This is a genomic window from Rhodococcus sp. NCIMB 12038 (assembly GCF_002165735.1).
Taxonomy (GTDB): Bacteria; Actinomycetota; Actinomycetes; order Mycobacteriales; family Mycobacteriaceae; genus Rhodococcus_F.
The window spans coordinates 204,704-230,027 of the sequence record NZ_NHML01000012.1 but is presented as its reverse complement, the minus strand read 5'-3'; the positions used below and the strand labels follow the sequence as shown (position 1 = coordinate 230,027).

14 protein-coding genes (1 of these 14 only partly in view) are annotated in these 25,324 nt (G+C 68.6%); 12 read left to right on the top strand and 2 right to left on the bottom strand.

Features of this window, described 5'->3' with window-relative positions; genetic code table 11:
* Nucleotides 1-30 precede the first annotated feature (30 nt).
* Nucleotides 31-1,371 carry an MFS transporter gene (locus tag CA951_RS20155; protein WP_373414029.1) on the top strand — a complete coding sequence of 447 codons (1,341 nt, stop codon included), beginning with the start codon at nt 31-33 and terminating at the stop codon, nt 1,369-1,371.
* Between the two features lie 161 nt (nt 1,372-1,532).
* A complete protein-coding gene (locus CA951_RS20150) occupies nt 1,533-3,170 on the top strand; it encodes an AMP-binding protein (protein WP_087558498.1) in 1,638 nt (545 codons plus the stop codon).
* Between the two features lie 35 nt (nt 3,171-3,205).
* Here the strand turns inward: CA951_RS20150 and CA951_RS20145 are convergent, their stop codons facing one another.
* Nucleotides 3,206-3,784 (bottom strand): heme-binding protein, encoded by a 579-nt coding sequence (locus CA951_RS20145; protein ID WP_087558497.1) that lies wholly within the window; start codon nt 3,782-3,784, stop codon nt 3,206-3,208.
* A gap of 164 nt (nt 3,785-3,948) precedes the next feature.
* Between CA951_RS20145 and CA951_RS20140 the strand changes: the two genes are divergently transcribed.
* From CA951_RS20140 to CA951_RS20130, 3 genes are all read left to right on the top strand, one after another.
* Complete coding sequence (locus tag CA951_RS20140; RefSeq protein WP_087558558.1) at nt 3,949-5,151, top strand: sensor histidine kinase; 1,203 nt, start codon at nt 3,949-3,951, stop codon at nt 5,149-5,151.
* A complete protein-coding gene (locus tag CA951_RS20135; RefSeq protein WP_087558496.1) occupies nt 5,148-5,774 on the top strand; it encodes a response regulator transcription factor in 627 nt (208 codons plus the stop codon). The genes CA951_RS20140 and CA951_RS20135 overlap by 4 nt, the downstream gene beginning before the upstream one ends.
* A gap of 148 nt (nt 5,775-5,922) precedes the next feature.
* Complete coding sequence (locus CA951_RS20130) at nt 5,923-6,192, top strand: GlsB/YeaQ/YmgE family stress response membrane protein (RefSeq protein ID WP_072945630.1); 270 nt, start codon at nt 5,923-5,925, stop codon at nt 6,190-6,192.
* Between the two features lie 49 nt (nt 6,193-6,241).
* Here the strand turns inward: CA951_RS20130 and CA951_RS20125 are convergent, their stop codons facing one another.
* Nucleotides 6,242-6,859: a TetR/AcrR family transcriptional regulator gene (locus CA951_RS20125; RefSeq protein WP_373414049.1), complete on the bottom strand. Its 618-nt coding sequence runs from the start codon at nt 6,857-6,859 to the stop codon at nt 6,242-6,244.
* Between the two features lie 146 nt (nt 6,860-7,005).
* On the opposite strand from CA951_RS20125, the gene CA951_RS20120 reads away from it, so the two are divergent.
* The 7 genes from CA951_RS20120 to CA951_RS20085 all read left to right on the top strand — a co-directional run.
* Nucleotides 7,006-8,595: a carboxyl transferase domain-containing protein gene (locus CA951_RS20120; RefSeq protein ID WP_087558494.1), complete on the top strand. Its 1,590-nt coding sequence runs from the start codon at nt 7,006-7,008 to the stop codon at nt 8,593-8,595.
* A 14-nt stretch (nt 8,596-8,609) separates the two neighbouring features.
* Entirely contained in the window at nt 8,610-10,619 is a 2,010-nt protein-coding gene (locus CA951_RS20115; protein WP_087558493.1) for an acetyl/propionyl/methylcrotonyl-CoA carboxylase subunit alpha, read from the top strand.
* A complete protein-coding gene (locus CA951_RS20110; RefSeq protein WP_072945639.1) occupies nt 10,616-11,776 on the top strand; it encodes an acyl-CoA dehydrogenase family protein in 1,161 nt (386 codons plus the stop codon). The genes CA951_RS20115 and CA951_RS20110 overlap by 4 nt, the downstream gene beginning before the upstream one ends.
* Nucleotides 11,773-12,288, top strand: coding sequence for a MaoC family dehydratase (locus CA951_RS20105; RefSeq protein ID WP_087558492.1), 516 nt, complete (start codon nt 11,773-11,775; stop codon nt 12,286-12,288). The genes CA951_RS20110 and CA951_RS20105 overlap by 4 nt, the downstream gene beginning before the upstream one ends.
* Nucleotides 12,285-13,118 (top strand): CoA ester lyase, encoded by an 834-nt coding sequence (locus CA951_RS20100; RefSeq protein ID WP_087558491.1) that lies wholly within the window; start codon nt 12,285-12,287, stop codon nt 13,116-13,118. Before CA951_RS20105 ends, CA951_RS20100 begins: the two co-directional genes overlap by 4 nt.
* Nucleotides 13,119-13,178: 60 nt before the next feature.
* Entirely contained in the window at nt 13,179-15,119 is a 1,941-nt protein-coding gene (locus tag CA951_RS20095) for an acetoacetate--CoA ligase (protein WP_087558490.1), read from the top strand.
* A gap of 1,303 nt (nt 15,120-16,422) precedes the next feature.
* Nucleotides 16,423-25,324 carry the start of a non-ribosomal peptide synthase/polyketide synthase gene (locus tag CA951_RS20085; RefSeq protein ID WP_373414047.1) on the top strand. The gene runs 24,896 nt beyond the window's last position, so 8,902 of the gene's 33,798 nt are visible here — the first part of the coding sequence; the start codon lies at nt 16,423-16,425; its stop codon lies off the right edge, out of view.

Here is a 25,324-nt window from a genome sequence, read left to right as displayed (position 1 = left end):
GGCGTTGCCCACGGACCACGGAGGAATCGAGTGACCACAGTCTCCAACTCGGGTGCGGGCGCCCCCCACGCCCCGACACCGGTGCGACAGGGCGGTACCAGCGTCCGCAAGGTGGCCATTGCCAGTGGCATCGGCACGACCATCGAGTTCTACGACTTCTTCATCTACGGCACCGCCGCAGCCCTGGTGTTCCCCACGGTGTTCTTTCCCGCCCTCGGTTCCACCGCGGGCACCGTCGCCTCCTTCGCGACGTTCGCTGTGGCCTTCGTCGCCAGGCCGGTGGGTGCGATGCTGTTCGGCCACTACGGCGACCGGATCGGGCGGAAGAAGACCCTGATCTCCACGCTCATCCTGATGGGCGTCTCGACCTTCCTCATCGGCCTGCTGCCCGGCGCCGCGACCATCGGCGTCGCGGCCCCGATCCTGTTGGTGCTGCTGCGTTTCGGGCAGGGTTTCGCGGTCGGCGGCGAGTGGGCGGGCGCTACGCTGCTGACGGCGGAGTATGCACCGCCGGGCAAGCGCGGCCTGTACGCGATGTTCCCACAACTCGGGCCCGCGGTCGCGTTCATCCTCTCCAGCACCACGTTCCTCGTCACCGGCAGCCTGCTCGGCGACACCAACGAGGTCTTCCTCGACTACGGGTGGCGGATTCCGTTCCTGTTCAGTGCCGTCCTCGTCGGAATCGGTCTCTACATGCGGTTGGCGATCGAGGAGACGCCGGTGTTCCGCGCCGCTCAGCAGGCCGACCGCGCCGACGCGGCCCCGCGCACCCTCCCGCTGATGGACGCCTGGCGATTCCAGACCAAGGAGATCCTCCTCTCGGCCGGTGCACTGGCCACCCTGTTCGCGTTCTTCTACATGGGCACGGCGTTTCTCACCAGCTACGGCACCAAGACCCTCGGGTTCAGCCGCCCGTTCGTGCTGACGGTCGGGATCGCGTCGGCGGTGGTCTTCGGATTCACCATCGTCGTGTCCGCGCTGTACTCGGACCGGATCGGACGTCGACGGGTCATCATGATCTCCTGCGGGCTGGCCGTCGTGTGGGCGCTCGCGCTGTTCCCGCTGCTCGACACCGGTTCGCCCGTCGCGTTCACGATCGGCGTGATGGTCACGCTCGCCATCTTCGGAATCGCATACGGTCCCTGCGGCGCGCTGCTCCCGGAGATGTTCCAGACGCGGTACCGGTACACCGGCGCGGGCCTCGGCTACAACCTCGCCGGCGTGCTCGGCGGGGCGGTACCGCCGCTGATCGCAGCGCCCCTGGCGTCCGCGTACGGCAGCGCCGCGATCGGCGTGCTGCTCGCCGTCCTCGGCGTGGTGAGCCTGCTGTGCACCAAGGCCCTGGTGGAAACGAAAGACGACGCGCTCTGACGTCGCAGGCGAGGGGTGTCCGGACTTCGCACAGTTACCGGCACCCCTCGCCGTGCAGTATGCCCTGGATCACAACAACCAAGAGTAAGTTCGACCGCGGAAGGGCCTTCCGGTCTGCCCGTCCCGTAGGCGCCCGAACGGGCTCCTGGAGAGGAAGAGTGATGACAACCCCGCTTCCCAGTTACACCCACGGCGTGTGGGACGCCCCCATGCTCGGCGACACCATCGGAGACAACTTCGACCGGACCGTCGCGGCCCACGCCGATCGTGACGCCCTGGTCGACCGGCCGTCGGGGCGGCGGTGGACGTACGCCGAACTGAAGCGGGACGTCGACGCCGTGGCGGCGGGGTTGCTGAAGCAGGGCATCGCGAAGGGCGACCGGGTCGGGATCTGGGCGCCGAACTGCCCGGAGTGGACGTTGATCCAGTACGCGACCGCGAAGATCGGCGCGATCCTCGTCAACATCAACCCCGCGTACCGGGCGCACGAATTGAAGTACGTGCTCGACCAGGCCGGTATCCGGCTGCTGGTGTCGGCCCCGCAGTTCAAGTCCTCCGACTACGCGGCGATGATCGAGGAGGTCCGCCCCGAGTGCGGCGACCTCGAGATGGTCGTGCTGCTCGGGAGTGCCGAGTGGAGCAGGCTGGCGTCGGACGGCATGGCCGCGCACGCCGCGGACCCGGCCCGGCTGCCTGCGGCACAGGCCGCGCTGTCTCCCGACGACCCGATCAACATCCAATACACCTCGGGGACAACCGGTTTCCCGAAGGGCGCGACGCTCAGTCACCACAACATCCTCAACAACGGGTATTTCGTCGGCGAGCTGTGCCACTACACCGAGAACGACCGCGTCTGCATCCCGGTGCCGTTCTACCACTGCTTCGGCATGGTCATGGGCAACCTCGCGTGCACGAGTCACGGTGCCACCATGGTGATTCCGGGACCGTCGTTCGACCCGAGGGCGACGCTGCAGGCCGTCGAGGCGGAGAAGTGCACGTCGCTGTACGGGGTGCCGACGATGTTCATCGCCGAACTCGCCGACCACGACTTCGAGTCCTTCGACCTGTCCAGTCTGCGGACCGGGATCATGGCCGGATCGCCCTGCCCGGTCGAGGTGATGAAGCACGTCATCGAACTGATGGGGATGGCCGAGGTCTCCATCTGCTACGGCATGACCGAGACGTCGCCGGTGTCGCTGCAGACGCGGTCCGACGACACCATCGACCAGAAGGTGTCGACCGTCGGCCGGGTCGGCCCGCACCTCGAGGTCAAGATCGTCGATCCGGCAACAGGATTGACCGTTCCGCGGGGTGAGCCGGGGGAGCTGTGCACCCGCGGCTACTCGGTGATGCTCGGGTACTGGAACAATCCGGAGAAGACCGCGGAAGCGATCGACGCCGGACGGTGGATGCACACCGGCGACATCGGTGTGATGGATTCCGACGGGTACGTCGCGATCACCGGGCGGATCAAGGACATGGTGATCCGCGGCGGCGAGAACGTCTACCCCCGGGAGATCGAGGAGTTCCTGTACACCCATCCCGACGTCCTCGACGCCCAGGTGATCGGCGTCCCGGACGCGAAGTACGGCGAGGAACTGATGGTGTGGGTGCGGATGAAGGAGGACACCGAACCCCTGGACGCGGCGAAGGTGCGCGAATTCTGCACCGGCAAGCTCGCTCACTACAAGATTCCGAAGTACGTGCACGTCGTCGACGAGTTCCCGATGACCGTGACGGGCAAGGTGCGCAAGGTCGAGATGCGGGAGCAGTCCCTCGACCTGATCGGGCGCACCTGACCCGCCCCTGTCACCCGGTCCGCAGCAGCGGTTCTTCAACCCAGGTTGCCGGCGATCGCGTCGAGACCGGCCGCCGCGCAGGCCTGATCCCGCATACCGTCGGGGGCGCCGCCGACGCCGATACCCGCGATCGACCCGCTCGCGGATTTCACACTCACGCCGCCCGCGAGGAACAACGTGCCGGGCAGGTCGGCGACCGTCGCGCCGTCACCCTTGGCGCGGTCGCTCAGGTCGCTGGTGTTCGCGCCGAACGCGGCGGCGGTGTACGCCTTCTGCCGGGCCGCCTCCACGGTGTGCTGCGCGGCGTTGTCCCCCCGCAGCATGGCCTGCACGTTGCCGTTGCGGTCGACCACCGACACGGTGACGAAGCCGAGCCCGTCGGCCTGGCACTTTGCGAGCGCCGCCTGCGCGGCGGTCTGCGCGGCCCCGACACCGAGACGGTTCTGGCTGACCAGACCGTCCGCGCCATCGACCGGGGCGGGTGCGGTCGCGACCGGAGTGGTCGCCGCCGTCGCGCCGTCCGTCGCGGACGATCCGCACGCCGCGGTCGCGACGATCGCGGCCAGCGGGACGATGATCGCCAGAATGCGGGGGAGGCGGTGGAAGGTGCGCATCGGAGGACCTTTCGGGGAAGTGACGAGGTGACGTGACCAGCCTGGCTCGCAGGCACCGGTCACCGCATCGGGCCGACGGTGCTCCCGGACTCATCCGTCCGGCGCCGGCAGATCATCCGAACGGTGGATCCGCGACCTTCCGCACGTCCGTAGGATCCACAGACGTGACTGGACCCGTGGACGGAGTGGACAGGTCGGCCGGCGAGAGTCTGCGCGGCCCGCTCGGCACGGCCATCCACGTCTCCTTCTACGTTCTCCTCGCGACGTCGACGGCGCGATATCTCACTTACCACGGTGTCAGCGGTCAGTTCGTCGTCGTGGTCGCGTTGATCGCTGGGCTCGCCGCGCTGTACACGTCGACCGTGGTGGTGGCGCGACGGGACGGTGCGTGGGAACCGTGGGTGTGGCCGGTCCTGACGACCTGGGCGGTACTCGTCTGGCTCGCGCCGAGTTTCGCCTGGTGCGCGTTTCCCATGTTCTTCCTGTGCACGAGGGCCTACCCGAGCCGTATCGCATATCCCGTCGTCGGTGTTCTCGCCGTCCTCACGTCGCTGGCGTTCTTCACGTTCTCCGGGCGCACCGAGTGGGCGGTGCTGGTGGGACCGCTGTGCACCGGGGCACTGATCGTCATGGCGTACAGCCAGATCGAGCGGGACGGGCGGGAGCGGGTGCGGCTGCTCCGTCAGGTCGCGGAGACGCGGTCCCGGCTCGCGGAGACCGAGCGGGAGGCGGGCGTCCTCGCCGAACGCGAACGACTGGCTCGCGAGATCCACGACACCGTGACGCAGGGACTGACGAGCAGCCTCCTCCGGCTCGAGGCGGCCGAGCAGATCTGGGCGCAGGCCGATCCGCGGGCGGAGGCACGGGCCCGCGAGGACGTCCGTGTGGCGACCGGAACGCTGCGCGAGAACCTGGCGGAAACCCGCAGTCTCGTGCACCATCTCGCGCCGCCCAACCTGGAATCCCAGCCGATCGACGCGGCACTGCTCGCCGCCGCCCGTTCCCATCACCCGCGGGCGGAACTCCGGATCGTGGGCACTCCGATCGCGATACCGGCGGAGGTGGCGCACGCGCTGCTGCGGATCACCCAGAGCGCGGTCTCCAACATCACCCGGCACGCACGGGCCGAGACCGTCGGTGTCACCCTGACGTATCTTCCGGACGCCGTCGCACTCGACATCTACGACGACGGCGCCGGTTTCGACCCCGCACCCGCCGGACCTCCCTCGGACCGCGGCGGGTACGGCCTGCGTGCGATGCGCAGTCGCGTCGAGCAACTGGGCGGCACGTTCACCGTCGAGAGCGCACCGGGCGAGGGCACCGTGGTGGCCGCGCAGATACCGTGCGCGAGAGGAGCCTCGACATGACGACCGTGACCGTGTTGCTGGTCGACGATCACGCGGTCGTGCGCGCGGGACTGCGGGCGCTGCTCGACTCGCAGCCCGACATCGAGGTCATCGCCGAGGCGGGCACGGGGGAGGAGGCGGTCGACGCCGTGATCACCCACCGTCCGCGGCTCGTGACGATGGATCTGGCCCTCGGGTCCGGCATCGACGGGGTGGAGGCCATCCGCCGGATCCGGCAGGTCGACCGGGACCTGCCGGTGCTGGTGTTCACGACGTACGACACGGACGCCGACGTCGTCCGCGCCATCGACGCCGGTGCCATCGGATACCTTCTGAAGGATTCGACGCCCCAGGAGATCTTCGCTGCCGTCCGCGGTGCGGCGGCCGGCCAGAGTGTGCTGTCGCCGCCCGTCGCGTCGCGACTGCTGCAGCAGATGCAGCGCCCCGAGGAGGCTCTCACGCCGCGGGAGGCCGAATTGCTGACCCTGCTGGCCAAGGGGATGACCAACAAGGAACTCGGCAAGGCCCTGTTCATCAGCGAGGCGACGGTCAAGACACACCTCGCCCACATCTACTCGAAGCTCGGCGTCGACACCCGGGCCGCAGCCGTGTCCGTCGCGCTGCGGCGGCAGGGCATCCGCTGAACCGGGGGGATTCACGGTGGTCCACCGCGTGAACCTTTTGGCAACGATTTGCCGAAGCCCTGTCGAACAGCTGTCCAGGTGGTTATGTTCGAAATGAGCGGTGACCTTCCGCTCGCACCATGAATTGCGTGTTGAGAGGACAAGGGCCATGGTCGGCAACATCATCGGCACCATCATCTTCGGTGCGGTCATCGGCGTTCTGGCGCGTCTCGTGATTCCGGGAAAGCAGGCGATGGGGTGGGTCATCACCGTCGTCCTCGGCATCATCGGCGCGCTGATCGGGTACTGGGTGTGGGAGGGGCTCCTCGGCAAGGGAAACACCGGAGGGATCGACTGGATCCGGTGGATCATCAGCATCGCCGCTGCGGCCGTGCTGTCGCTGGGGTACACCGCGATGACGAGTAAGAACAGGGTGTAACCACCCGGGAGTGCCTTGCGGCCCGTGAGTACTTAGTAACCGCCCGCGGTTAAGAAGTACTCACGGGCCGCAGGCATGAGAACGTCATGTCGCGCAGCACTTTCCGGGTGCGCGACGGGGTGGTGGGGTCGGCGCTGTGCGGGGTCGAGTTGATGAGCCCGAACGTGGCGTGCGCCTTGGTGCGGGCATCCGTCTCGTCCAGTGCCGGATCCACCTGTAGAAGCACCTTCACCCAGATCTCCACGTAACGCCGCTGCTTCTGCCGGACCTCCCGGCGCGCGTCGGCGGGCAGGCTCTCCAGGTCTCGGTCCTGGATGCGAATGAGGTCGGGTTCCCCCAGTGCGAAGTCGAGGTGGAAGTCGACCAGACCTTCCAGCGCCGCGTCCGGGGACGTTGCCTCCGCCGCGACGAGAGACCCGCCTTCGAACAGTCGCGTGCTGATCCCGACGAGCAGTTCGACGAGGACGGCGTCCTTGTTGGGGAAGTGCCGGTACACGGCGGGACCGCTGATTCCCGCCGCGGAACCGAGGTCCTCGAGGCGGACTCCGAGGAAGCCCCGTTCGGCGATGAGGCGGGCGGCGGCGTCGAGCAGTTGGCGGCGGCGGTCCGCCTTCATCTGCTCGCGGCGCGTGATCGGGGCCCCGGCGCCGTCGCTGGTCGGGGTCATCGCTTCGGTGCCGTCGACGTCTGTAGTCATCGCCTTGCTCTTTTCCGCGGTGTGGTCTGGACAACTCAGTTAATCACAGTTATCTTAGTTTCAGTTATCGAGCATTAACTCACTAGGCACGGGCGTCAAGAAAAGAAGGCGGCAGGATGACACTGGGCGGAACAACTGCACGGGAGGTCTACCGGGCAGAGCACACGAAGTTGGTGGACGAGTTGAAGTCGCGGCTGGCCGTGGCCGCGCTCGGCGGCAGCGAGAAGTCGCGCGAGCGGCATGTGAGCCGAGGCAAGCTGCTGCCCCGTGATCGGGTCGACACGCTGCTCGACCCCGGCAGCCCGTTCCTCGAGATCTCGCCGCTCGCGGCGAACGGTCTGTACGACGACGAAAGCCCCGGCGCGGGTGTCATCGCCGGCATCGGCCGGGTGTCCGGACGCGAATGCGTGATCGTCGCCAACGACGCGACCGTCAAGGGCGGCACCTATTACCCGATGACGGTGAAGAAGCACCTGCGGGCGCAGGAGATCGCGCTGCAGAACCAGCTTCCGTGCATCTACCTCGTCGACTCCGGCGGCGCGTTCCTCCCCAGGCAGGACGAGGTGTTTCCCGACCGCGAGCACTTCGGGCGCATCTTCTACAACCAGGCGACGATGAGCGCGCAGGGCATCCCACAGATCGCGGCGGTCCTCGGCTCTTGCACCGCGGGCGGCGCCTACGTGCCCGCCATGAGCGACGAGGCGGTCATCGTCCGCAACCAGGGCACCATCTTCCTGGGCGGCCCGCCGCTGGTGAAGGCGGCCACCGGTGAGGTCGTGACCGCCGAGGAACTCGGCGGCGGCGACCTGCACTCCAAGGTCTCGGGTGTCACCGACCACCTCGCGGAAGACGACCAGGACGCGCTGCGGATCGTGCGGAACATCGTCGCGACCTTCGGTCCGCGCGCCGAACGTCCGTGGGACGTGATCTCCGCAGTCCCCGCGACGGCGCAGCAGACCGACCTCTACGACGTGGTCCCCACCGACCCGCGCACCCCCTACGACGTCCACGAGGTCATCGACCGCATGGTCGACGGTGGTGAATTCCAGGAGTTCAAGGCCGAGTACGGCAAGACCCTGGTCACCGGTTTCGCGCACATCGAGGGCCACCCGGTCGGCATCGTCGCCAACAACGGTGTGCTGTTCGCCGAGTCCGCGATGAAGGGCGCGCATTTCATCGAACTGTGCGACAAGCGCAAGATTCCGCTGTTGTTCCTGCAGAACATCGCCGGCTTCATGGTCGGCCGCGACTACGAGGCGGGCGGCATCGCCAAGCACGGCGCGAAGATGGTCACCGCGGTGGCGTGTGCGCGGGTGCCGAAGCTGACCGTCGTGATCGGCGGCTCCTACGGGGCGGGAAACTACTCGATGTGCGGGCGGGCGTACTCGCCGCGGTTCCTGTGGATGTGGCCGAACGCCCGGATCTCCGTGATGGGCGGGGAGCAGGCGGCCTCGGTGCTGTCGACGGTGCGCAGCGAGCAACTCGACAGCGCGGGCAACCCGTGGTCGGCCGACGACGAGGAGGCGTTCAAGGCGCCGATCCGCGAGCAGTACGAGGCGCAGGGCAACCCGTACTACTCGACGGCCAGGCTGTGGGACGACGGCATCATCGACCCCGCCGATACCAGAACTGTTCTCGGACTGGCGCTCTCGGTGTGTGCGAACGCACCGGTCGAGCCGGTCTCCTACGGCGTTTTCCGGATGTGAGTGGAATGACTGAAATGACTCGGATAGATACCGTCCTGGTGGCCAACCGCGGCGAGATCGCGGTGCGCGTGATCCGCACGCTGCGGGCCATGGGAATCCGCTCCGTCGCCGTCTTCAGCGAGGCGGATCGGGACGCCCGGCACGTCCGCGAGGCCGACACCGCGGTCCTGCTCGGCCCGGCCGCGGCCCGGGAGAGTTACCTCGTCATCGAGAAGGTGATCGCGGCGGCGCAGGCGACCGGTGCGCAGGGGATCCATCCCGGTTACGGGTTCCTGTCGGAGAACTCCAAGTTCGCCGGCGCGTGCGCCGATGCGGGGATCGCGTTCCTCGGCCCGTCCGCGCACGCCATCGAGGTGATGGGCGACAAGATCACCGCGAAGAACGCGGTGGCGAAGTTCGACGTGCCGGTCGTTCCCGGCATCGCCCGGCCCGGCCTGTCCGACGACGAACTGATCGCGGCCGCGGGCGATATTGGATACCCGGTGCTCGTCAAGCCCTCGGCTGGTGGCGGCGGCAAGGGCATGCGCCTGGTGGAGGAGCCGGGCGCACTGGCCGAGGCGCTGCGCAGCGCGCGGCGTGAAGCGGCGTCGGCGTTCGGCGACGACACGCTCTTCCTCGAGCGGTTCGTGCTGCGCCCCCGGCACATCGAGGTGCAGATCCTCGCGGACGGACACGGGAACGTGGTCCATCTCGGTGAGCGCGAATGCAGTCTGCAGCGCCGCCACCAGAAGGTCATCGAGGAGGCGCCGTCGCCGCTGCTGGACGAGGCGACGCGCGCCCGGATCGGCGAGGCCGCCTGCAACACGGCGCGCAGCGTCGACTACTCCGGTGCGGGAACCGTCGAGTTCATCGTCTCCGCCGACAAGCCCGACGAGTTCTTCTTCATGGAGATGAACACCCGTTTGCAGGTCGAGCACCCGGTCACCGAACTCGTCACGGGCCTCGACCTCGTCGAGTGGCAGGTGCGGGTCGCCGCCGGTGAGCCACTCGGGTTCACCCAGGACGACGTCACCCTCACCGGGCACGCCATCGAAGCCCGCGTCTACGCCGAGGACCCCAGTCGCGGCTTCCTCCCCACCGGCGGACTCGTCGCCGACGTCGTCGAACCCGCAGGCCCCGGTGTCCGGGTCGATTCCGGGCTGCAGCCCGGCACGGTCGTGGGCAGCGATTACGACCCGATGCTGGCGAAGGTCATCGCCCACGCCGACGACCGCGCCGGCGCGCTGCGGAAACTGGACCGCGCCCTGGCCGGGACCGGTGTGCTGGGAGTGGTCACCAACATCGAGTTCGCGCGCTTCCTGCTCGCCGACCCGGACGTGGTGGCGGGCACCCTCGACACGGGCCTGCTCGACCGGCGGCTCGAGGACTTCGTCGCCGCGGAGGCCACCGATGCCGCCCTGATCGCCGCGGCGTCGTTCCGCTGGTTGCAGCGCTGGCCCGAGCGTGCGCAGGCCGACCCGTGGGACGTTCCGAGCGGCTGGCGGGTCGGGACGCCGGCACCCACCAGCATCCGGTTGTCCTCGCCCACCCGCACCGACCACGTGCGCATCACGGGCAGCCCGTCCGAGGCCACCGCGCAGGTCGAGGACGGCGACACCCTGTCGCTGACGGCGGCGCTCGACGGGTCCACGCTGTCGGTCGTGATCGACGGCAGGCGCGAGACCTACCGGGTCGCCCAGACCGACGGGCACATCTGGCTCGCGGGGTCCGACGGCACGACGATGCTGCGTGAGGTCCGTGAACTCAGTGTCCGCACCGGCGACGTCCACGCGGGCGAGGCGGAGATCACCAGCCCCATGCCCGGATCCGTCATCGCGGTCGGCGCCGAGGCGGGCGCCCACGTCACCGCCGGCCAGACACTCGTCGTAGTCGAGGCGATGAAGATGGAGCATGCGCTCACCGCGCCCGTCGACGGCGTCGTCGACGTCCTCGTCGCGCCCGGTGACCAGGTGATGGTCGACCAACTGCTCGCACGAGTCACCCCGCACACCGACACCACCGACACGAAAGAAGACGCGTCATGACTGAATTCCTTGCCACCGGCCAGCTTCCGGACGAGTACCAGCAGTTGGCGAAGACCGTCGCGGACTTCGCCAAGAACGTGGTGGCACCGGTCGCGGCTGAGCACGACGCCAACCACACGTTCCCGTACGAGGTGGTGTCGGGGATGGCCGACATGGGCCTGTTCGGCCTGCCCTTCCCCGAGGAGTACGGCGGAATGGGCGGCGACTACTTCGCCCTCTGCCTGGCACTCGAAGAACTCGGCAAGGTCGACCAGAGCGTCGCGATCACGCTGGAAGCCGGAGTGTCGCTGGGTGCGATGCCGATCTACCGGTTCGGCAACGAGGAGCAGAAGCAGGAGTGGCTGCCGCAGCTGACGAGCGGCAAGAGCCTGGCCGCGTTCGGGCTCACCGAGCCGGGCGCCGGAAGCGACGCCGGCGGCACGAAGACCACCGCGAAGTTCGACAGCGGTGAATGGATCATCAACGGCAACAAGCAGTTCATCACGAACTCCGGAACCGACATCACCAAGCTCGTTACCGTCACCGCGGTGACCGGGACGAAGGACGGCAAGAAGGAGATCTCCACCATCCTCGTGCCGACGTCGACACCCGGCTTCACCGCCGAACCGGCGTACAACAAGGTCGGCTGGAACGCCTCCGACACCCACCCGCTCACGTTCGCCGATGTGCGCGTCCCGGAGGAGAACCTGCTCGGCGAGCGCGGTCGCGGGTACGCGAACTTCCTCCGGATCCTCGACGAGGGGCGCATCGCCATCGCCGCCCTCAGCGTCGGCGCCGCCCAGGGATGCGTCGACGAGTCGGTCAAGTACGCCAAGGAACGTGAGGCGTTCGGGCGGCCGATCGGGCACAACCAGGCCATCGCCTTCAAGATCGCCCGCATGGAGGCGCGCGCCCACACCGCGCGCACGGCGTACTACGACGCCGCCGCCCGGATGCTGTCCGGCAAGCCGTTCAAGAAGCAGGCCGCCATCGCCAAGCTCGTCGCCTCCGAGGCCGCGATGGACAACGCCCGGGACGCCACCCAGATCCACGGCGGCTACGGGTTCATGAACGAGTACACCGTGGCGCGGCACTACCGCGACAGCAAGATTCTGGAGATCGGTGAAGGCACTACCGAGGTGCAGTTGATGCTGATCGCGCGGGAGGCGGGACTGTGACCTCCGCGGAGAGCACCACCGATACCGAATCTGCGACGACGGAGCCCAGGCGAATCGTCCAGCGTGGCCTGTGGTTCGAGGAGTTCGAGCTGGGCGCGGTGTACGAGCACCGTCCCGGCCGGACCGTCACCGAGGCCGACAACGTCCTGTTCACGACGCAGACGATGAACACCCAGGCCCTGCACCTGGACGCGGCGTACAGCGAGGGCACCCAGTTCGGCGTGCGACTCGTCAACTCGATGTTCACCCTCTCGACGCTGGTCGGACTGTCGGTGGCGCAGCTGACGCAGGGGACCATCGTCGCGAACCTGGGGTTCTCGGAGATCAGCTTCCCGAAGCCGATGTTCCACGGGGACACGCTGTACGCGGAGACGAAGATCGTGGACAAGCGCGAATCGAAGAGCCGTCCCGGCGAGGGCATCGTGACTCTCGAGCACACCGGCCGCAACCAGAACGGCGACGTGGTGGCCATCGCGGTCCGCAAGACCCTCGTCCAGAAGAAGCCGTCGTGAGCTGGGAACTGCCCGGTCCCGCCTGGTTGTTCTGCCCGGCGGACCGGCCCGAACGGTATGCGAAAGCGGCGGCGGCCGCCGACGTCGTGATCCTCGACCTCGAGGACGGGGTGGCGCCCGGCGACAAGGAGGCGGCCCGGGTCGCCCTCATCGACACCCCGCTGGATCCCGATCGGACCGTCGTGCGGGTCAACCCGGTCGGCACCGAAGACCACGAACGCGACCTGCTTGCGCTCGACGGCACCCGCTACACCCGGCTCATGCTGGCCAAGTGCGAGTCGGCCGACCAGGTGCTGTCGCTGGCTCCGCGCGAGGTGATCGCCCTGGTCGAGTCACCGCTCGGCGCCCTCGCCGTCACCGAGATCGCGTTGGCGGCCAGCACCATCGGCGTGATGTGGGGGGCCGAGGACCTCGTCGCCGCGATGGGTGGTAACTCCAGCCGCCGCGAGGACGGCAGCTACCGCGACGTCGCCACCCAGGTGCGGTCGTCGACGCTGCTGGCGGCCAAGGGTTATCACCGGCTCGCGCTGGACTCCGTCTACCTCGACATCAAGGACCTGGACGGGTTGCGCGCCGAGGCCCTCGACGCCGTCGCCGTCGGATTCGACGTCAAGGTCGCCATCCACCCGAGTCAGGTCGCGGTGATCCGCGAGGCGTACGCACCGTCCGACGAGGACGTCGACTGGGCGACGCGGGTTCTCGCCGCCGTCGCCGACCAGCGCGGGGTGTTCGCGTTCGAGGGAAAGATGGTGGACGCGCCGGTCCTGCGTCACGCAGAGGCGATCCTGCGCCGCTCACAGGTCGAGTCGGCAAGGGGCAAGCAGGCCTGAGGCCGGCGGTAGGCGGCGAAAGAGAGCGGAACGGCCGCGCTCTCGGGGAAGATGGTCCCCATGGCTGCCGATCCGCAATGGGTTCCCTCCGAAGCCGACGTGCGCGACGCGGTGATCACCGATTTCGCCGCGTTCGTCGCACGGCGCCACAGTGTCACGGTCGACGACTACCGGTCGCTGTGGCGCTGGTCGGTGGCGGCGCCGGGGGAGTTCTGGCAGGACGTGTGGGACTACTTCGAGTTCCGGTCCGCCACCGATCCCGGGCCCGCCCTCGCCGACGCCGCGATGCCGGGCGCCGTCTGGTTTCCGGGGGCGACGCTCAACTACGTCGACCACGTCTTCCGGAACGCCCGGCCCGGCACCCCGGCGATCCTGTACGCGGGTGAGGGATTTCCCGACGTCTCCGTCGGGTGGGACGAGTTGCGTTCTGCGGTGGCGGGTCTCGCCGCGACGCTCCGCGAGCACGGGGTCGGGGTCGGTGATCGTGTGGTCGGCTACCTTCCGAACATCCCCGAGGCGGTCGTCGCGTTCCTCGCCACGGCGTCGCTCGGCGCCGTGTGGGCCGCGTGCGGGCAGGACTATTCCGCGCCGGCCGCGCTCGATCGGCTGGGTCAACTGGAACCGGCAGCGCTGATCACTGCGGACGGGTACCGGTTCGCGGGCAAGGAACACGACAGGCTGGGGGCAGTGGCCGAGTTGCGGGCCGGATTGTCGCCGGCCCTCACGGTGGTGGTGCCCCACCTCGATGCGGACGCCGCCGTCGACGGTGCTCTCACCTGGGCGGAGGCCACCGCCGGGGGCAGCGCACTCGAACCCGTTCCCGTCCCGTTCGACCACCCGTTGTGGGTGGTGTTCTCCTCGGGTACCACCGGCCTGCCGAAGGGCATCGTGCACGGTCACGGCGGCGTTCTCCTCGAGCACGTGAAGTCGCTGGCGCTCCACCTCGACCTCGGCCGCGAGGACATATTTTTCTGGTACACGAGTCCCAGCTGGATGATGTGGAACTTCCAGACAGCGGGCCTGCTGGTGGGAGCCACGATCGTCTGCTACGACGGAAGTCCGTCGTATCCGACTCCGGATGCGTTGTGGGCCTTGGCGTCACGACTGGGTGTGACAGTGCTCGGCACCAGTCCCGGCTACGTTCTCGCGTGCGACAAGGCAGGGGTGATCCCCGTCCGCGACCACGATCTGAGCGCGCTCCGCGCGGTGGGAGTCACGGGATCGACGTTGCCGGCGGCGTCGTCGCTGTGGCTGTCGGAGAACGTCGGTCGCGGCGTACCCGTCGTGTCGATCACCGGGGGGACCGACGTGGTGTCGGCGTTCATCGGGGGAGCGCGCACCGTCCCGGTCTGGCCGGGGGAGCTGTCCGCCCCCTGTCTCGGGGTTGCCGTCGAGGCGTTCGACGAAGCGGGGCGGCCGGTGCGAGACGAGGTGGGTGAACTAGTTGTCACCGCACCGATGCCGTCCATGCCGGTGTTGTTCTGGAACGATCCGGACGGAAAGCGTTACCGCGAAGCCTATTTCGAGGTGTTCCCCGGAGTGTGGCGACACGGCGACTGGATCACGATCACCGATCGCGGGACCGTCCTCATGCACGGACGGTCCGATTCCACGTTGAACCGCAACGGAATCCGGATGGGCAGCGCCGACATCTACCAGGTGGTCGAGAAACTCCCGGAAGTTGCCGAGGCGCTCGTCGTCGGAGTCGATCAGGCGGACGGCGGATACTGGATGCCGCTGTTCGTGGTCCTCGCGGAGGGCGCCGTACTCGACGACGCGCTGAAGCAGCGGATCCGCGGAGCGATCCGGGAGCAGGCCTCTCCGCGGCACGTGCCCGACGACATCATCGAGGCGCCCGGCATCCCGCACACCCGTACCGGCAAGAAACTCGAGGTGCCGCTCAAACGGATCTTCCAGGGTGCGGACGCGGGGCGGACGGTGGACCGCAGCGCCGTCGACGACCCCGGCCTGCTCGACTGGTTCGCGCGGCACGGACGCTGAGCAGCGGCTCCGCCGAGTAGCAGCGTCGTCGGGCACCAACGATTTTGTTAGCCTTACCTTTGTTGCGCGCGCCGAGGTGTGAGATATCTCCCGCTCCCCTCCGGCCGGTCGCGCCGCGGGAAATCCGACCAATCGGACACCGGGAGCGTCCCGTTTCGGGAGGGTGTTCCAGATACTGGGACGCGGCCGCGATGTCGTCGGTTCGGGCTCCCTTGTCGCGGTCGCGCCTCCGCATCCTCATGGCAGGTCAGCGGGCGATCTGACATGATCCGGAGGCTCGCCCGTCGCTGAGCGGGCGTCCAGTATTCCGCTCGGTGCGGGTGGGTAACGGGCCTGGTCGGTTATTCCCTGCGCGCAACCTCGGGTGTTTGCCGTTTTGAGACCTGCGCGGGGCTTTGGTAGACACGGTGGTTGGCAAAAACTGCGGTCACGGGGGGCAGTGGGTGTTCAACGCCGCGGTCGATCACCGGATCGGCCGCACCGTGCATGGGAAGAGTCGGGAGGCGGAACATGAAACTGGATACGACAGTTGTACACCTAGCGAAATTCCGACTCTCGGTACGGTATCCGTGTTCTGGTTGGACGCGACGCCCGGGATGTGGTTCTGCCTGTTGAATATGAGCGCGTCGAAGATCGAATTCAGGCTCGGTTCTGGAAGTATCGAGGGTTGGGTACGTCACAGCGGCGCCGGTAACGGTACTGGATCTGACACCGATGTAATTCCCGGTGTTACCGCGGGACCGTACGAACCGAGAATGTCACCACCGATCGAGAGGAGGCCGAAGCGATGATCGTGACGATGTTTCGTTCCCTCACCAGCGCCGTAGACTCGGCTCTCGACTCGGAGGATGACGAGCACCGATTGGGTGGCCGCTTGTTGGATCGATGAGAGAACGGAGCCACGTATGAACCCGCTCACCGCGAGTAGTTCGGGATGTAAGGGCCTTGGAGTGTTCAGCGTCGCAGGCAATCGGGTTTCGGACGATCGTCTGACATCGACTCCGGGTGTGGTGGAACTCTTCGATCAGCGCGGGTCGTCCCGCGCTCGGCACGTCCCTGTTCCGCGAGAAGCTTCGAACCGGCAAGGCCTGTTCATGTGATGGCGTTCATCGGAAGACCGGCCCGCGGCGCAGTCCGTGGGACCGAGAGCTACGAATCACCAAAGACACAGGCGGCAGTCGCCACGCGTTCGAGAACGGAGTAACCCTTGGGGTCGGGACATGCAGCGGGTAGTAGCGGTGCTCCGGAAGGAGCGTTTCCGCTGTCGGCTGCGCAGCGTGGCATCTGGTTCGCGCAACACGCGATGGGCGACGTTCCCCTCACTATCGCCCAGTACATCGAACTTCGCGGCGACATCGACCTCGACCTCCTCACCGAGGCCAGCAAGCGCACCGGCCGGGAGTTCGGCTCCGGCTTCCTCCGCCTCGTCGAGATCGACGGTGTTCCGTACCAGTACGTCGACAAGGCGCTAGACGACGCCATCACCTACGTCGACCTGCGCGGCGAGGACGATTCCGTCGACGCCGCCGAGAAGTGGATGCGGGCCAACTACAGCGCCCCCGTCGACCTTCTCGAGGACCGCCTCGTCGTGGTCTACCTGCTCCACGTCGGAGAGAACCACTACTTCTGGTTCTGCCGTATCCACCACATCGCGCTCGACGGCTTCGGCGCGATGGCGCTGATCGCGCGCATCGCCGAGATCTACACCGCGCTGGTCGAGGGCGCCGAGCCGCCGGCCTGCCGCGCCGAGGACCTGGTCCGGATCGTGGAGGACGAGCAGCGGTACCGCAATTCCGACCGGTTCGCGAAGGACCGCGAATACTGGGCCGAACGCACCGCGCACCTGCCCGAGGCCCCGAGCCTGGCCGGTCGTGCCGCGATGGTCGGCAAGTTCGCGCGGCTCTCCTCCGAGGCGCTGCCCGAGTCCACCGCCGCCCTTCTCGACGAGGCGCTGGGTGGCAGCAACGCCAGTTCCGCGCCCATCGTGGTGGCCGCGTTCGCCGCGTACCTGGCGCACATGACGGACCGGACGGACGTCGTCCTCAGCCTGCCGGTGTCGGCCCGCACCACCGCCACGTTGCGTCGCTCCGGCGGAATGGTGTCCAACATCGTTCCGCTCAGGCTCCAGATCACCCCGGAGATGACCGTCCCCGAGCTGGTCAAGAGCGTACAGATCGAACTCACCGGTGCCCTGCGCCGCCAGCGCTACCGCCACGAGGACATCCGCCGCGACGCCGGCGCGCCCCAGGGGCAGCGCGGCTTCTTCGGGCCCTCGATCAACATCATGATGTTCCACAGCGAGATCAAGCTGGGAACGGTCACCGGACACCAGAACGTCCTCACCACCGGGCCGGTGGAGGACCTCTCGCTGAACATCTACCAGGGTGTGGCAGGCAGCAAGATCCACATCGACTTCGAGGCCAACCCCAACCTGTACTCCGCGGACGAGCTGGACCGGCACCACAGTCGCTTCTTCGACTTCTTCGAGCGCTTCCTCGGCGCCGGCGACGACGCCTCGGTGTCCGACCTGGCCACAATGAGCGGTGAGGAATACGAGCAGGTCGTGACGAGGTGGAACGGCGACGTCGTGGCCCCGCCCGCGGGCACCGTCGTCGACCTGTTCGACGCCCAGGTCGTGCGCACGCCCGACGCGACGGCACTCGTCTTCGAGGGCGAGGAGCTCACCTACGCCGAGTTCGACGCGCGGGTGAACCGTCTCGCCCGGACGCTGATCGGCCGGGGTGTGGGTCCGGAGACGAAGGTCGCCCTCGCGATCCGCCGCTCGATCGACTCCATGGTCGCGATGTACGCCGTCGTCAAGGCGGGCGCCGCATACGTGCCCCTCGACCCCGACCACCCCGCCGAGCGCACGGCGTACGTGCTGGCGAGCGCCCGCCCGCTGTGCATCCTCACGGTCGCGCGGGACGGACTCGTCTTCCCCGCCGATCACGACGTCGTGGAGATCGACGCCGTCGATTCGAGCGGCGTTCCGGCGGGCCCGATCCGCGACGAGGAGCGGACTGCGGACCTGCGGGCCGCCAACCCGGCGTACGTCATCTACACGTCCGGGTCCACCGGACGTCCGAAGGGCGTGGCGGTCAGCCACGCCGCGGTCCTGAACCAGGTCACGTGGATCGCGTCGCGTTACGGGCTCGATGCGAACGACGTAGTGCTGCAGAAGACGCCGACGACGTTCGACGTGTCGGTGTGGGAACTGTTCTCCGCACTCGCCTCCGGCTCGCGCCTGGTGATCGCCGCGCCCGAGGGGCATCGCGACCCCGCCTACCTCGCCGACGTGATCGCGCGCGAGAAGGTCACGGCCACGTCGTTCGTCCCGTCGATGCTGTCGGTGTTCGTCTCCGAGGCCGCTCGCGATCAACTCGTCAGCCTGCGCTTCGTTCTCGTTGCGGGAGAGGCATTTCCGCCTGCCGTCGCAGCATCGTTCCGGGCGAAGTCCGGTGCCGAGTTGCACAACCTGTACGGCCCCACCGAGTTCACCGTGCACGCCACCGCGGGTGAGGTGGATCGGGAGTCCGTCCACACGATCCCCATCGGCACCCCGGTGTGGAACACCGAGGCGTACGTGCTCGACGGCCACCTCCGGCCCGCACCCATCGGATCCGCGGGAGAGCTCTATCTCGCGGGCGCACAGGTGGCCCGCGGCTATGAGGGCAGGCCGGAACTGACGGCGGAACGCTTCGTGGCCAATCCTTTCGGTGCCGCCGGTACCCGCCTGTACCGCACCGGCGACCTCGTCAAGTGGCGCGTCGACGGCAGCATCGAGTACCTCGGCCGCACCGACTTCCAGGTGAAGGTGCGCGGCCTGCGGATCGAGCTCGGCGAGATCGAGTCCGCGATGTCCTCGTATCCCCATGTGGCGCAGTCGGTTGTGGTCGTGCACGACAGTTCCCTCGGGCAGCGGCTCGTCGGTTACGTCGTTCCCGAGCCGGGTTCGGCGCTGGACGTCGACGATCTGACGGTCCACGTCGGCCGCGCGGTGCCCTCGTACATGGTTCCCGACGCCGTCATGGTGCTCGCCGAGATGCCGGTCGGTGCGAGCGGCAAGCTCGACCGGAAGGCGCTGCCCGAACCCACGTTCGCGGCGGAGGCCAGTGAGTACGTGGCTCCCCGCAGCACCATGGAGGAGTCGATAGCCGGCCTGTTCGCCGAGGTCCTCGGTCTGCCCCGCGTCAGTGTCGGCGACTCGTTCTTTGCGCTCGGCGGCGACAGCATCGTCTCGATCCAGCTGGTGTCCCGCGCGAAGGAAGCCGGCGTCCTGTTCACGGCCCGGGACGTCTTCGAACGCAAGACCGTTGCCTCGCTCGCCGAGGTCGCGAAGTCCGCATCCGAATCGGCGACGGTGCACGTCCTCGAGGAACTGCCGGGCGCCGGTATCGGCACGATGCCGCTCACACCGGTCGTGCACTGGATGACGGAGCTGGGCGGCGACTTCCACCGGTTCTCCCAGTCCATTCTCCTCGCGCTCCCGCCGAAGGTGGAGCGCGAGCGCCTGGTGCGCACGCTGGCGGCCGTCGTCGACCGCCACGACGCCCTGCGTTCGTCGTTGCGGCGCAACGACTCTCCGACCGGGTGGTCGCTGGAGGTCGCTCCGATCGGCTCGGTCGACGTCGACCGCCTCGTCGACCGCATCGAGTTCGCCGACGGTCCCGGCACCGGCACGTTCGAGGCGCTGGCAGCGCACGCCCTCGATCGCACCGTGGACAGGCTGGACCCGGCGACCGGCAGCGTGGTGCGGTTCGTCTGGTTCGCGCCCACCGAGGACACCGCCGAACCGGCACCCCGGGACGCCTCGGACGGCGACACCGCGGAAGCGGAGAGCGCCCCGCGCACGGGACGTCTGCTCGTCGTGATCCACCACCTCGCGGTGGACGGTGTGTCCTGGCGAGTGCTGGTGCCCGATTTCGCGTCCGCGTGGGGACAGATCGCCGCCGGTGCCGACCCGCTGCTCCCGGCCGTCGGAACCTCGGTCCGCCGCTGGGCGCACGGCCTCGCCGACAACGCGCGCAGTGCCCGGCGCGTGGGCGAACTCGACTACTGGCGCACCACGCTGGACGGTGCGGACCCGCTGATCGGTTCGCGGGCCCTGGATGGTCGCGACACGGTCTCGACCACCGGCCGTATCCGCCTCGAGGTTTCGGCGGACGTCACCGACGGTCTGCTGACCGACGTGCCGCGCGCCTTCCACGGTGGCGTGAACGACGGCCTTCTCACCGCCCTCGCGCTCGCCGTTGCGGCGTGGCGCGCGGAACGCGGGACCACCGAGTCCTCCACGCTCGTGCACCTCGAAGGGCACGGCCGCGAGGAGACGGTGCTGCCCGGCGCCGACCTGTCCCGCACGGTGGGCTGGTTCACCAGCATGTACCCGGTCCGGTTGTCGGCGCCCGGGATCGACGTCCGCGACGCCCTCGCCGGCGGGGCGGCCGCAGGTCAGGCCGTCAAGTCGGTGAAGGAACAACTCGCGCGCGTACCCGAGCACGGCATCGGCTACGGAATGCTGCGGTTCCTCAACGCCGAGACCCGCGCGGTTCTCGCGGCGCTGCCGAGCCCCCAGATCAGCTTCAACTATCTGGGCCGCGTGTCGGTCGGCGAGATTCCCGCCGCGTTCCGGGCGGCGGGGTGGGTTCCCGACACCGACACCATGGAGTTGACCGGCACCCGCAACAGTGAGATGCCGGTGCACTTCGCCCTCGACATCAACGCGATGATCGTGGACGTCGAAGGTGAGCAACGACTTTCGGCCACCGTCGACTTCCCGCAGGGTGTCCTCACGGAGGCCGAGGTGGTTGAGCTCACGGGCCTGTGGACGCGCGCGCTCGAAGGGCTCGTCGAGCACACGAGGCGGCCCGGAGCCGGCGGCCGGACGCCGTCGGACCTCGACCTCGTTCCGCTGAGCCAGAGCCGGATCGACACCCTCGAGAGCGACTACCCGGCGCTCGCCGACGTCTGGTCGCTGGCCCCGCTGCAGGTGGGCCTGCTGTTCCACGCGTCGCTGGCCGGTGCCACCACCGACGTGTACACCACCCAGCTGGTCATGGACCTGGGCGGATCCGTCGACACCGACCGACTCCGCCGCGCCGCGGAATCCCTCGTCGCCCGGCACCCCAACCTGCGCACCGCGTTCGTCGCGGGCGACGACGGCACCGGCATGCAGGTGGTCGTCGACCGGGTGGACGTGCCGTGGACGCACGTCGACCTCTCGGCCGCGTCCCAGCACGATCGGGACGCCGAACTCGACGCGCTGATGCTCGCGAACCGGACGGACCGGTTCGACATGACGGCCCCGCCGCTGGTCCGGTTCCTGCTGGTCGAGACGGGTGCGGACCGTTACCGGTTCGCCGTCACCAACCACCACATCCTGCTGGACGGCTGGTCGCTGCCGATCCTCATCCAGGATCTGCTGACCCTGTACGCGGTGGACGGCGACGCTTTGGCACTGCCGCAGCCGCGTCCGTACCGCAGCTACCTCGAGTGGCTGTCGGCACAGGATCCGCAGGTGTCGGTGGACGCGTGGGCGAAGGCACTCGGCGGTATCGAGGAGCCCACCCTCCTCGCGCCGGCGCACACGGAGACGGCCCCGGCGCTCACCCCCGGTGAGCTCGTGATCGATCTGCCGGACGACCTGCTCGCCGACATGACCGCGCGCTCACGCGAACTCGGCGTCACCATGAACACGCTCGTCCAGGCCGCATGGGGAATCGTGCTGGGCAGGCTGACCGGACGCGACGACGTGGTGTTCGGCACCACCGTGTCGGGCCGTCCACCGCAGGTGCCCGGCATCGAGTCGATGCTCGGGCTCTTCATCAACACCCTGCCGGTGCGGGTCCGCGTGCAGGCGGGCGACGCCGTGCGCACCCTGCTCGACCGCATCCAGCACGAGCAGACCGAGTTGCTCGACCACCATCACGTCGGGCTCACCGACATCCAGCAGGGGCTCGGCCTCGGAGCGCTGTTCGACACCCTGATGGTCTACGAGTCCTACCCGCTCGACCGTGACGCCCTGACGAAGAACAGCGACATCGAGGGTCTCCGCGTTCTCGACGTGACGTCCAACGACGCCACGCACTACCCACTGGCGATCGTCGCGATGACCGACCCGCGGCTGCACCTGACCGCCAAGTTCCTTCCCGAGCTGTTCGAGGCCGCCGAGGTCGAGGAGATCATGGCGCGGGTCGTCCGCGTGCTCGGGGCGTTGTCCGGGGACGTCGAGACGCGCGTCGCGGACATCGACATCCTCGCGCCCGACGAGCGTGCGTCGCTGCTGGCGGCGCACGGCACCGAGGCCGCCGCGCCGCTGTCGCTGCCGGAGATCCTCGCCGCGACCGCCGCGGAGAACGGCGAGCGCATCGCGCTCGTCGCGGACGGCGAATCGATGACGTACGCGGAACTGGACGCGCGCTCGAGCCGGCTCGCGCGGGTGCTCATCGACCGCGGAGTCGGACCGGAAACATCTGTGGCGCTCGGGATGACGCGCTCGCAGCACTCGGTGATCGGAACGTGGGCGGTGGCCAAGGCAGGCGGCACGTTCGTGCCCGTCGACCCCCGCTACCCGTCCGAGCGCATCGCGCACATGGTCGCAGATTCCGGCGCCGTCCTCGGCCTGACCGTGTCCGCTCAGCGGGACGGCCTTCCGTCCGGTGTCGACTGGCTCGCGTTGGACTCGTCCGAGTGCCAGTCGCTGTGCGCCACGCAGTCACCGGAGCCGGTGACGGATTCCGAGCGGACCACGTCGGTGCGGCTCGAGCACGCGGCCTACATGATCTACACGTCTGGCACCACAGGTCTGCCGAAGGGCGTCGTCGTCACCCACACGGGTCTGGCCAACTTCTCCGCCGAACAGCGGACCCACTACGGGGTGAGCCCGTCGGCGCGGACCCTGCACTTCGCGTCCCCGAGTTTCGACGCGTCCGTCCTCGAACTGCTGCTCGCGTTCGGTTGCGGCGCGACGATGGTCGTCGCCCCCGCCGACCTGTACGGCGGCGAGGAACTGCGACAGTTCCTCGCGGACAACGAGGTCACCCACGCCTTCGTCACGCCCGCCGCGCTCGCGTCGGTGGAGCCGGCCGGACTCGACCGGCTCGAGGTCGTCGTCGTCGGCGGCGAGGCGTGCCCGCCGGAACTGGTGGAACGCTGGGCACCGGGCCGCCGGATGTACAACGGCTACGGTCCCACCGAGGCCACCGTCATGAGCAACGTCAGCAACATGCTGGTGCCCGGGAAACGGATCGAGATCGGCGGTCCCGTCTGCGCCGTCACCGTCTACGTTCTCGACGCACTGCTGCGCCCGGTACCTGTCGGCGTGGCAGGGGAGTTGTACATCGCGGGCCCCGGTCTCGCCCGTGGCTACCACGACCGTCTCGGCCTCACCTCCGAACGGTTCGTCGCGAACCCGTTCGGCGAGAACGGCAGCCGGATGTACCGCACGGGCGACATCGTCCGGTTCGTCGTCGATCCCGGGCACCGCGCCGGTTACGGGGTGGAGTACGTGGGCCGCAGCGACTTCCAGGTGAAGGTCCGCGGCTTCCGCATCGAACTCGGCGAGATCGACGCGGCGCTGGTGGCGCACCCGAATCTCGAGTTCGCGGTCACCGTCGGCACGTCGCTGCCGTCGGGATCGACCGCCCTCGTCTCGTACGTGCTGCCGACCGCGGGCGCCACCGTCGACGTCGCCGAGGTGACGCACTTCGCCGGCGACACGCTGCCGGCGCACATGGTGCCCAGCGCGATCGTCGTCCTCGACGAGATCCCGCTCACCACCGCAGGCAAACTCGATCGGAAGGCTCTGCCCGAGCCCGATTTCGACGCCCTCCAGGGCGAGATGGTCGAACCGCGCACACCGACCGAGGAACTGGTCGCCGGTGTCCTCGCGGACGTGCTCGGGCTCGCGAAGATCAGCGTCGCCGAGTCGTTCTTCGACCTCGGCGGCAACTCGCTCGTCGCGACGAAGGCGGTCGCGCGGCTCAACGCCGCCGCAGGCACCCGACTGGGTGTGCGCGAGTTGTTCGAGGCGCCGACCGTGGAACGGCTCGCCGTCAAGGTCGCCGAGCAGGCAGGCACCGTCTCGGACCGCCCGGCGCTCGTCGCGCGGCCGCGCCCCGCGCGCGTTCCGCTGTCGATGGCGCAGCAGAGCATGTGGCTGATGAACCGGTTCGACACGGCGTCCTCGGCGTACAACATCCCGCTCGCCGTTCGGCTGTCCGGTGCACTCGACATCGACGCGATGTCGTCGGCCGTCTCCGACGTGCTCGCGCGGCACGAGTCGCTGCGGACGGTGTTCCCGGACTCCGCCGACGGGCCGTACCAGCAGGTCGTCGACGTCGCACAGGTTCCGTTCGACCTCACGCCGGTGCGGGTGCCCGAGGCCGAACTCCATACGGCCCTCACCGAATTCGCCACCGAGGGATTCGACGTCACGGTCGCGCCCCCGCTGCGGATCCGGCTGTTCGCCACGAGCGACAGCGAATTCCTGCTCGTCCTCGTGGTGCACCACATCTGCGCCGACGGCGCCTCGATGGCGCCGCTCGCACGGGACGTCATGGTGGCCTACAGCGCGCGCACCGCGGGCGCGGCCCCGCTGTGGCAGCCGCTTCCGGTGCAGTACCCCGACTTCGCGCTCTGGCAGCGTGAGGTCCTCGGCGACCCCGCCGACACACGGTCGCTCGCGGGCAAGCAGATCGCCCAATGGGCGGACACTCTCGCGGGGTCACCCGAGCTGATCGACCTTCCTCTGGACCACGTACGCCCGGCCAGGCAGTCGATGCGGGGCGACTCGATCGACTTCGCGATCACCCCCGAGTTGCGGCGCGGCCTCGAAGCGGTCGGCAAGGACCGCGGCGCGTCCCTCTTCATGGTGACGCACGCGGCGCTGACGACGCTGCTGTCGCGGCTGAGCAACAGTGACGACATCACCGTCGGCACCCCGCTCGCTTCACGCGGTGACCAGGCGCTCGACGACCTGGTCGGCATGTTCGTCAACACCCTCGTCCTGCGCACCCACGTGCGGCCCGGAGATTCGTTCTCCGGTCTCGTCGACCGGGTCCGTGAAGGTGACCTGGCGGCATTCGGCAATTCCGACGTGCCGTTCGAGAAGATCGTGGAGGCGCTGCGGATCCGGCGCTCGGCGGCCTACTCGCCGCTGTTCCAGGTGATGCTGTCGTTCCAGAACAATCGGATGGACGCGCTCGAAC

Excerpts from the sequence above, each read along its gene's own strand:
- CA951_RS20115 (WP_087558493.1), top strand. The coding sequence starts at position 8,610 with ATGACTCGGATAGATACCGTCCTGGTGGCCAACCGCGGCGAGATCGCG.
- CA951_RS20150 (WP_087558498.1), top strand. The coding sequence starts at position 1,533 with ATGACAACCCCGCTTCCCAGTTACACCCACGGCGTGTGGGACGCCCCC.
- CA951_RS20120 (WP_087558494.1), top strand. The coding sequence starts at position 7,006 with ATGACACTGGGCGGAACAACTGCACGGGAGGTCTACCGGGCAGAGCAC.
- CA951_RS20130 (WP_072945630.1), top strand. The coding sequence starts at position 5,923 with ATGGTCGGCAACATCATCGGCACCATCATCTTCGGTGCGGTCATCGGC.
- CA951_RS20095 (WP_087558490.1), top strand. The coding sequence starts at position 13,179 with ATGGCTGCCGATCCGCAATGGGTTCCCTCCGAAGCCGACGTGCGCGAC.
- CA951_RS20135 (WP_087558496.1), top strand. The coding sequence starts at position 5,148 with ATGACGACCGTGACCGTGTTGCTGGTCGACGATCACGCGGTCGTGCGC.
- CA951_RS20125 (WP_373414049.1), bottom strand. The coding sequence starts at position 6,859 with ATGACCCCGACCAGCGACGGCGCCGGGGCCCCGATCACGCGCCGCGAG.
- CA951_RS20110 (WP_072945639.1), top strand. The coding sequence starts at position 10,616 with ATGACTGAATTCCTTGCCACCGGCCAGCTTCCGGACGAGTACCAGCAG.
- CA951_RS20145 (WP_087558497.1), bottom strand. The coding sequence starts at position 3,784 with ATGCGCACCTTCCACCGCCTCCCCCGCATTCTGGCGATCATCGTCCCG.